General features: G+C 69.1%; 6 protein-coding genes. 4 read left to right on the forward strand and 2 right to left on the reverse strand.

The window, feature by feature from the left end; genetic code table 11:
• The 3 genes from ACT6QK_RS14395 to ACT6QK_RS14405 all read left to right on the forward strand — a co-directional run.
• Window positions 1-315 (forward strand): isocitrate/isopropylmalate family dehydrogenase (locus tag ACT6QK_RS14395; protein ID WP_444598514.1); only part of this gene is annotated, 315 nt, incomplete at its 5' end.
• Between the two features lie 186 nt (window positions 316-501).
• Window positions 502-1,158, forward strand: coding sequence for a DUF2939 domain-containing protein (locus ACT6QK_RS14400; RefSeq protein ID WP_444598518.1), 657 nt, complete (start codon window positions 502-504; stop codon window positions 1,156-1,158).
• Window positions 1,159-1,212: 54 nt separating this feature from the next.
• Window positions 1,213-1,767 (forward strand): DUF2939 domain-containing protein, encoded by a 555-nt coding sequence (locus ACT6QK_RS14405; RefSeq protein WP_444598515.1) that lies wholly within the window; start codon window positions 1,213-1,215, stop codon window positions 1,765-1,767.
• Between the two features lie 5 nt (window positions 1,768-1,772).
• Here the strand turns inward: ACT6QK_RS14405 and ACT6QK_RS14410 are convergent, their stop codons facing one another.
• Window positions 1,773-3,566, reverse strand: coding sequence for a DUF885 domain-containing protein (locus tag ACT6QK_RS14410; protein WP_444598516.1), 1,794 nt, complete (start codon window positions 3,564-3,566; stop codon window positions 1,773-1,775).
• 115 nt (window positions 3,567-3,681) lie between these two features.
• On the opposite strand from ACT6QK_RS14410, the gene ACT6QK_RS14415 reads away from it, so the two are divergent.
• Complete coding sequence (locus ACT6QK_RS14415; RefSeq protein ID WP_444598517.1) at window positions 3,682-4,428, forward strand: class I SAM-dependent methyltransferase; 747 nt, start codon at window positions 3,682-3,684, stop codon at window positions 4,426-4,428.
• Here ACT6QK_RS14415 and alaS read toward each other — a convergent pair.
• Window positions 4,418-7,069 (reverse strand): alanine--tRNA ligase, encoded by a 2,652-nt coding sequence (alaS, locus tag ACT6QK_RS14420; protein ID WP_444598519.1) that lies wholly within the window; start codon window positions 7,067-7,069, stop codon window positions 4,418-4,420. The genes ACT6QK_RS14415 and alaS overlap by 11 nt on opposite strands.
• Window positions 7,070-7,073: the final 4 nt, after the last annotated feature.

Consider the following 7,073-nt stretch of genomic DNA (forward strand, 5'->3'; position numbering starts at 1 on the left):
ACGGAAGCCGCCCACGGCACCGTGACCCGCCACTATCGCCAGCACCAGAAGGGCGAGGCCACCTCGACCAACTCGATCGCCTCGATCTTCGCCTGGACCCAGGGCTTCAAGCACCGCGCCAAGCTGGACGACAACGCCGAACTGGCCGAGTTCGCCGAGACCCTGGAGAAGGTCGTCGACCACACCGACTATGACTACAACATCACCAAGTACCTGGCCCTCAAGGACGCCCATCAGCAATTCTGGCTGACCACCGAGGGCTTCCTCGACAAGGTGGCCGAGAACCTCAAGGCCAGGCTGCCGCACCTGGGCTGAGGCATGATGCCTGCGCTATGCTCGTGACGCGGTCACTCGCGACTTGAGCGCAATCGCGAGATTGAGAACGCCCGTCGGACCTGTCCGGCGGGCGTTTTCGTATGCGCGAGGCGGGATCGCCCTTGTCCGGTCCGGATTTCACTCTAGCGTCTTCGCCATGACGCCGGACCTCCGCCTTTGACGACCATGCCGCCGACCGACGACCGTCGCCGGGTCTGGGACCAGGCCGCCGCCGAGCGCGCGGCGCGGCGGCGCGAGCCCTCGGTCAAGCGGCTGATCCTCAACCTGATCGTCCTCGGGCTGGGGATCGCTGTCGTGTCCTTCTTCGTGGCGCCCCTGGTGGCCTTCTATGGCATCCGGGCGGCGGCCCAGGCGAGCGACGTCCAGGGGCTGGCGCAGCTGATCGACTATGACGCCGTGCGGGCCTCGCTGCGACCCCAGCTGTCGAATCGTCCCGCCCCCCAGACCCCGCCGCCGTCGATCATCCAGGATCCCATCGGCGCCATCCGCCGACAGTTCGACCAGACGGTCCAGCCCCGCGCCCCGGCCGGCCCGGATGTCGAGACCTATCTCGAGCCGCGCGCGCTGGAAGGGCTCAGCCTCGGCTATGGCCACGGCGCCCCGAACATCGACAGGCCGCCGAACGCGGCACAGCCCAGCGGACGTAGCGTCCGGCCCTGGCCGCGCTACTGGAGCGTCAATCGCGCCCGGGTGGCGGTCAAGGCGCCGGACCGGTCCGCAGAGACCCTCTTCACCTTCGAGCGGCGCGGCCCGTTCGAATGGAAGCTGGTGCACATCGGTCTGCCGCCCCGCGTCGATGCCGCCGCGACGCCGACGCCATGAACGACAGCGCCCTTGCGGCGTTGACCTCGTAACCTCCCTTCGAGACGGAACCCCATGGGCCGCAAGCTTCTGACCTCCCTGATCGTCCTCGCCGTCCTGGCCTTCGGCGTCGCGTACTTCGGATCGCCGGTGCTGGCGGTGCAGTCCCTGGTCAAGGCGGCCGAGGCCGGGGATGCGGCGGCCCTGGAGCGCAAGGTCGACTTCCCGGCCCTGCGCCAGAGCCTGAAGTCGGAGATGAGCGGCGTCATGCGCGACGAACTGCGCGACAAGGCCGGCGACCTCGGCTCGGGACTGGGCGGTCTCGGCATGATCCTGGCCCCCAGCTTCATGGACTCGGCCGTGGACGCCCTGGTCACGCCCCGCGTCGTGGCCGAGGTGGTGCGCACGGGCCAGCGACCCGAGGCCCGCGACGCCGTGCGCGGGTCGGACCCGGAGCCCAAGGCGAGCGACAGCCGCCTTCACCGCGCCTACGGCTATCGCGACCTGAACACCTTCGTCATCCGCCTGACCCGCGAGGACCGCCCCGAACAGCCCCTGCGCCTCCTCATGACCCGCCACGGCCTGTTCGACTGGAAGCTGTCGGGCGTGGAATTCCCGCCCCGCGTCTGACGCGGCTACCTCGCCTTCTGCGTTTCGATCCAGGCGTTCATCCGCTCGTCCAGCAGGGCCAGCGGCAGGGGGCCGTCGACCAGCAGGGCGTCGTGGAAGTCGCGGACGTTGAACTTGTCACCCAAAGCGGTTTCCGCCCGGGTGCGGATCTCACGCAGCCGGATCTCGCCGATCTTGTAGGCCAGGGCCTGACCCGGCCAGCCGATGTAGCGCTGGAGCTCGGTCTCGATATTGTGCGGCGACAGGGCCGAATTCTCGGTGAAACAGGCGCGGGCCTGTTCCGTCGTCCAGCCCATCCAGTGCATGCCGGTGTCGGCCACCAGACGACAGGCGCGCCACATCTCGTAGCTCAGCCGGCCGAAGCGTTCCTCGGGCGTGCGGTAGAAGCCCATCTCCTCGCCGAGGAACTCCGAATACAGGCCCCAGCCCTCGGTGAAGGCGGTGACATCCACGTTGCGGCGGAAATAGGGGCCCTCGGCCGCCTCCTGCTGCAGGGCGATCTGCAGATGGTGGCCGGGCACCGCCTCGTGCAGGGTCAGGGCCGGCAGCTCGTACAGGGGCCGCTGGTCCAGCTTGCCGGTGTTGACGATGTAACCGCCCGGCACCCCCTCGGCCAACGATCCGCCGTTGTAACGGCCGGTCGTATAGGTGTCCTCGATGTCCAGCGGCACGGGCCGGACGTTGTAGGTCAGGCGCGGCAGGGTGCGGAACAGGGCCGGCAGGCCGCCGTCGGCCCGCTTGGCCATCTCCGACGCCTTCTCGATCATGTCCTCGCGCGAGGTGGCGTAGAATTTCGGATCGGTGCGCAGGTGGTTCAGGAAGCCGGCGAAGTCGCCGGTCCAGCCGGACGCCTTCATCTCCACATCCATCCGGGCGCGGATGCGGGCGACCTCGCTCAGGCCGATCTGGTGGATCTGGTCCGGCGTCAGGTCGGTGGTCGTATAGGACCGAGCCTGGAAGGCGTAATAGTCCTTGCCGCCGGGGCGCGAGCCGATGCCGACCACGTCGGTCGAGGCCGGGAGGTAGCCGTTCTGGACGAAGGCCAGCCAGGCCTGACGACGGGGCTTGATCTGATCGGCGACGATGGCCGCGGCGCGGGCGCGCAGGGCCGCCTGATCGGCCGCCGGGATCGAGGCGGGCAGCTGGGCGAAGGGCTTCAGCAGGGGGTCGGTCTCGGGCGTGAAGGCCGCCTCGTTGCGCAGCGACACCAGCAGGCTCTCGACCACGGACTTGGGCTGGGTGAAGCCGGTCTCCAGCCCGCGCCGGGCGTTGGTCAGACCGTCGTCATAGACCCTGGCCAGACCCTCCAGACGGGCGATCCAGGCGTCGGCGTCGGCCCGATTGGTCACCCGGGTCAGGGAGGCGAGATAGTTGGCCATCTGGCCGACGCCGCCCTCGGAATCGAAGGCCAGGCGACCGCTGTCGAAGGCGATCGCCTTGATCGACCGGTCCAGCACCCAGATCAGGAAATCGCGGTTCAGACTGTCCTCGGACGACAGGCCGGCCGTCGGGATGGCTTCGGCCCGCGCCTTCAGCGCCTCCAGCGGCGCCTTGCGGGCCAGCTCGGCCTCCCGGCTGATGTCGGGCAGTTTGGACTTGGCCGCCTGATCCCCCTCCAGCCCCGAGCTGATCGGGTCGTTGGCCTTCAGAAACGCCTCATAGTCGGTCAGCAGGGCGGCCAGCTGGGGATTGGGCGCGGGCGTCGCGGCGACGGCGGGCGAGGCGCTCTGGGCCAGGGCGGCCGGGGCGGCGGTCGAGGCCAGAAGGGCGGCGGTCAGGCCGACGGCGATGCGGATCATGCGAATATCTCCCCCGAGGAACAGGGCGGCATGGGGCGGCGCCGATCCGCCCGCGTCAATGGCGGGGCGAGGATTTTCGACTATGACGGGCTGTGTCCCGGATCATGGAGGCGGCATGTCGGTGAACTGGTTCGATCAGGGCGGCGCGGCCTATGCGGCCTTCCGCCCCGACTATCCGCCGGAACTGGCGACCTTTCTCGCTTCGGTCGCGCCGGGCCGATCACTCGCCGTCGATGTCGGCTGCGGCGCGGGACAGTTGACCGTCAGCCTGGCCGGGCATTTCGATGCGGTGATCGGCGTCGATCCGGGCGCCGACCAGATCGCCCATGCGACGCCCCACCCCCGCGTGCGCTATGTCGTGGCCCCCGCCGAGGCGACGGGTCTGGACGCCGGGAAAGCCGATCTGATCACTGCCGCCCAAGCGGCCCACTGGTTCGATCTGGACGCCTTCTATCCCGAGGTCCGCCGGTTGACGGCGCCCGGGGCGGCGCTGGCCCTGATCACCTATGGCGCGCCGGGGCTGGAGGACGACCTGCGTGACCGTTTCGACCGCTTCTACGGCGAGGAGATCGGACCCTGTTGGCCGCCCGAGCGACGGCTGGTCGATGCCGGCTACGCCGATATGGCCTTCCCGTTCGAGGAATTATCGATCCCGCACTTCGCCATCCGGCGCGACTGGTCGCTGGCCGAATTCCTCGGCTATGTCGGAACCTGGTCCGCCGTCAGACAGGCGCGCGAGGCCGGCCGAGGCGATCTTCTCGATCGCTTCGGCGCGGACCTGGCCGTGCTGTGGGGTGAGCCGGATCGGCGGCGACCTGTGGTCTGGCCGATCCGGATTCGGCTGGGGCGGGTCAGCCCTTGAGCGCGTCGCGGACGGCTTGAAGTCCGGCCTCGGCCTTCGAGCCGTCGGGGGCGCCGCCCTGGGCGAAGTCGGGTTTGCCGCCGGCGCCCTGGCCGCCCATGGCGAGGACGGCGGCGCGGGCCAGGTCGGCGGCGTTGACCGTTCCCACGATGTCGTTCGTCGCCGCGACCGTGACCGCCGCCTTGCCGTCGGTGACGCCGATCAGGGCGACGACGCCGGTTCCGACCTGCTTGCGGAAGTCCTCGGCCACGCCGCGCAGCCCCTTGCCGTCCACGCCGTCGAGGACGCGGGCGATCAGCTTGACGCCGTTGATCTCTTCCGGGGCCGAGCTCGCGCCCGAGCCGCCGCCGAGGGCCAGTTGCTTCTTCAGGTCGGCGACCTGTTTCTCCAATGTCTTGACCGAGGTCTGCAGACCCTCGACCCGGACGGCGACGTCGCCGGTCTGGACCTTGAAGTCGCGGGCGAGGGTCCGGGTCACCCGGGCCTGGCCCTCCAGATACTGGCGCGCGGCCTCGCCGGTCAGGGCCTCGATCCGGCGCACGCCCGAGGCGACGCCGGTCTCCTGCACCACCTTGAACAGGCCGATGTCGCCGGTGCGGGTCACATGGGTGCCGCCGCACAGTTCGACGGAGTAGGGGGCGTTGTTGTCGCCGGTCAGCGCACGGCCCAGCGTCAGGACGCGGACCTCGTCGCCGTATTTCTCGCCGAACAGGGCGATGGCGCCGGCCTCGATGGCGGCTTCGGGGGCCATCAGCTTCGTCTCGGCCGGGACGTTCTGACGGATGACGGCGTTGACCTCGGCCTCGATGGCCTCGAGCTGGGCCTCGGTCACCGGGGCGTTGTGGCTGAAGTCGAAGCGGGCGCGTTCGGCGTCGACCATCTGGCCCTTCTGCGCCACCTGGGGGCCCAGGACGTTGCGCAGGGCGGTGTGCAGCAGGTGGGCGGCCGAGTGGTTGGCGCGGGTGGTCAGACGCTTGTCCGCATCCACCGACTGGGCCACGCGGGCGCCGGTCTCCAGCCGGCCCGAGGTGATCTCGGCCGACAGAACGTGCAGGTCGCCGGCCTGTTTCTTGACGTCGATGACCTCGGCGCTCCCGCCCGGCCATTCCAGCGTTCCGTGGTCGCCGGCCTGACCGCCGCTTTCGGCATAGAAGGGGGTGGTGTCGAACAGGACCTCGACGATGTCGCCGGTCTCGGCGGCGTCGGCCGGCTGGCCGTCCTTCATGATGGCCAGGACCTCGCCCGAGCCGTCGATGGCGTCATAACCGATGAAGACGGTCGGGCCGAGGCGGTCCCGGGCCTTGAGCCATTCGGCCGTATTGGCCTGCTGGCCCGAGCCCTTCCAGTGTTCGCGCGAGCGGGCGCGCTGCTGGGCCATTGCCTCCTCGAAACCGTCGATATTGACCGAGAAGCCGCGACGACGGGCCTCGTCCTGGGTCAGGTCGAGGGGGAAGCCGTAGGTGTCCGAAAGGGTGAAAGCGGTCTGGCCGTCCAGCATGTCGCCGGGCCGGAAGCCCTGAACCGCCGTGTCGAACAGGGTCATGCCCTTGCTGAGGGTGGTGCGGAAGCGGATCTCCTCCTGCTTCAGCGTGTCCTCGACGAAGGCCTGGGCGCGGCCGAGCTCGGGGTAGGCCTCGCCCATTTCCGAGACGAGCGTCGGCACCAGCCGATGCATCAGCGGGTCGGCGGCGCCCAGCAAATGGGAGTGGCGCATGGCGCGGCGCATGATCCGGCGCAGGACATAGCCCCGGCCCTCGTTCGACGGGGTGACGCCGTCGGCGATGAGGAAGGACGACGATCGCAGGTGGTCGGCGATGACCCGGTGGCTGCCGGCCTGTTCGCCCTCGGCCTTCGTGGAGGTGGCGTCTTCCGAGGCGGCGATCAGGGTGCGGAACAGGTCGGTCTCGAACACCGAATGCACGCCCTGAAGGACCGTGGTCATCCGCTCCAGACCCATGCCGGTGTCGACCGAGGGCTTGGGCAGTTTGCGAACGATCTCGTCGTTCTCCTTCTCGAACTGCATGAAGACGTTGTTCCAGATCTCCACGAACCGGTCGCCGTCCTCATCGGGCGAGCCGGGAGGGCCGCCGGGGACGCTGTCGCCGTGGTCCCAGAAGATCTCGGTGCAGGGGCCGCACGGGCCGCTGTCGCCCATGGCCCAGAAGTTGTCGGAACCGGCGATGCGGATGATCCGGTCGTCGGCGAAGCCCGCGACCTTCTTCCAGATGTCGGCGGCCTCATCGTCGTCGATATAGACGGTGACCAGCAGGCGTTTGGGGTCGAGGCCGAAGTCCTTGGTGACCAGCTTCCACGCCAGGTCGATGGCGTGGGCCTTGAAATAGTCGCCGAAGGAGAAGTTCCCCAGCATCTCGAAGAAGGTCAGGTGGCGGGCGGTATAGCCGACATTGTCCAGGTCATTGTGCTTGCCGCCGGCGCGAACGCATTTCTGGGACGAGGTGGCGCGGGGGTAGGGGGGCGTGGCGGCGCCTGTGAAATAGTCCTTGAACGGGACCATCCCCGCATTGACGAACATCAGGGTCGGATCGTTCTGCGGCACCAGGGGGGCCGAATGGACCTTCTCGTGGCCGTCGGCCGCGAAGAAGTCGAGATAGGTCGAACGGATCTGCTTGAGCGTGGTCATCGGA

Origin of the sequence: Brevundimonas sp. (assembly GCF_052436175.1) — a bacterium.
Classification (GTDB): Bacteria; Pseudomonadota; Alphaproteobacteria; order Caulobacterales; family Caulobacteraceae; genus Brevundimonas.

Coding starts and splice junctions, on each gene's coding strand:
- ACT6QK_RS14405 (WP_444598515.1), top strand. CDS start 1,213: ATGGGCCGCAAGCTTCTGACCTCCCTGATCGTCCTCGCCGTCCTGGCC.
- ACT6QK_RS14415 (WP_444598517.1), top strand. CDS start 3,682: ATGTCGGTGAACTGGTTCGATCAGGGCGGCGCGGCCTATGCGGCCTTC.
- alaS (WP_444598519.1), bottom strand. CDS start 7,069: ATGACCACGCTCAAGCAGATCCGTTCGACCTATCTCGACTTCTTCGCG.
- ACT6QK_RS14410 (WP_444598516.1), bottom strand. CDS start 3,566: ATGATCCGCATCGCCGTCGGCCTGACCGCCGCCCTTCTGGCCTCGACC.
- ACT6QK_RS14400 (WP_444598518.1), top strand. CDS start 502: ATGCCGCCGACCGACGACCGTCGCCGGGTCTGGGACCAGGCCGCCGCC.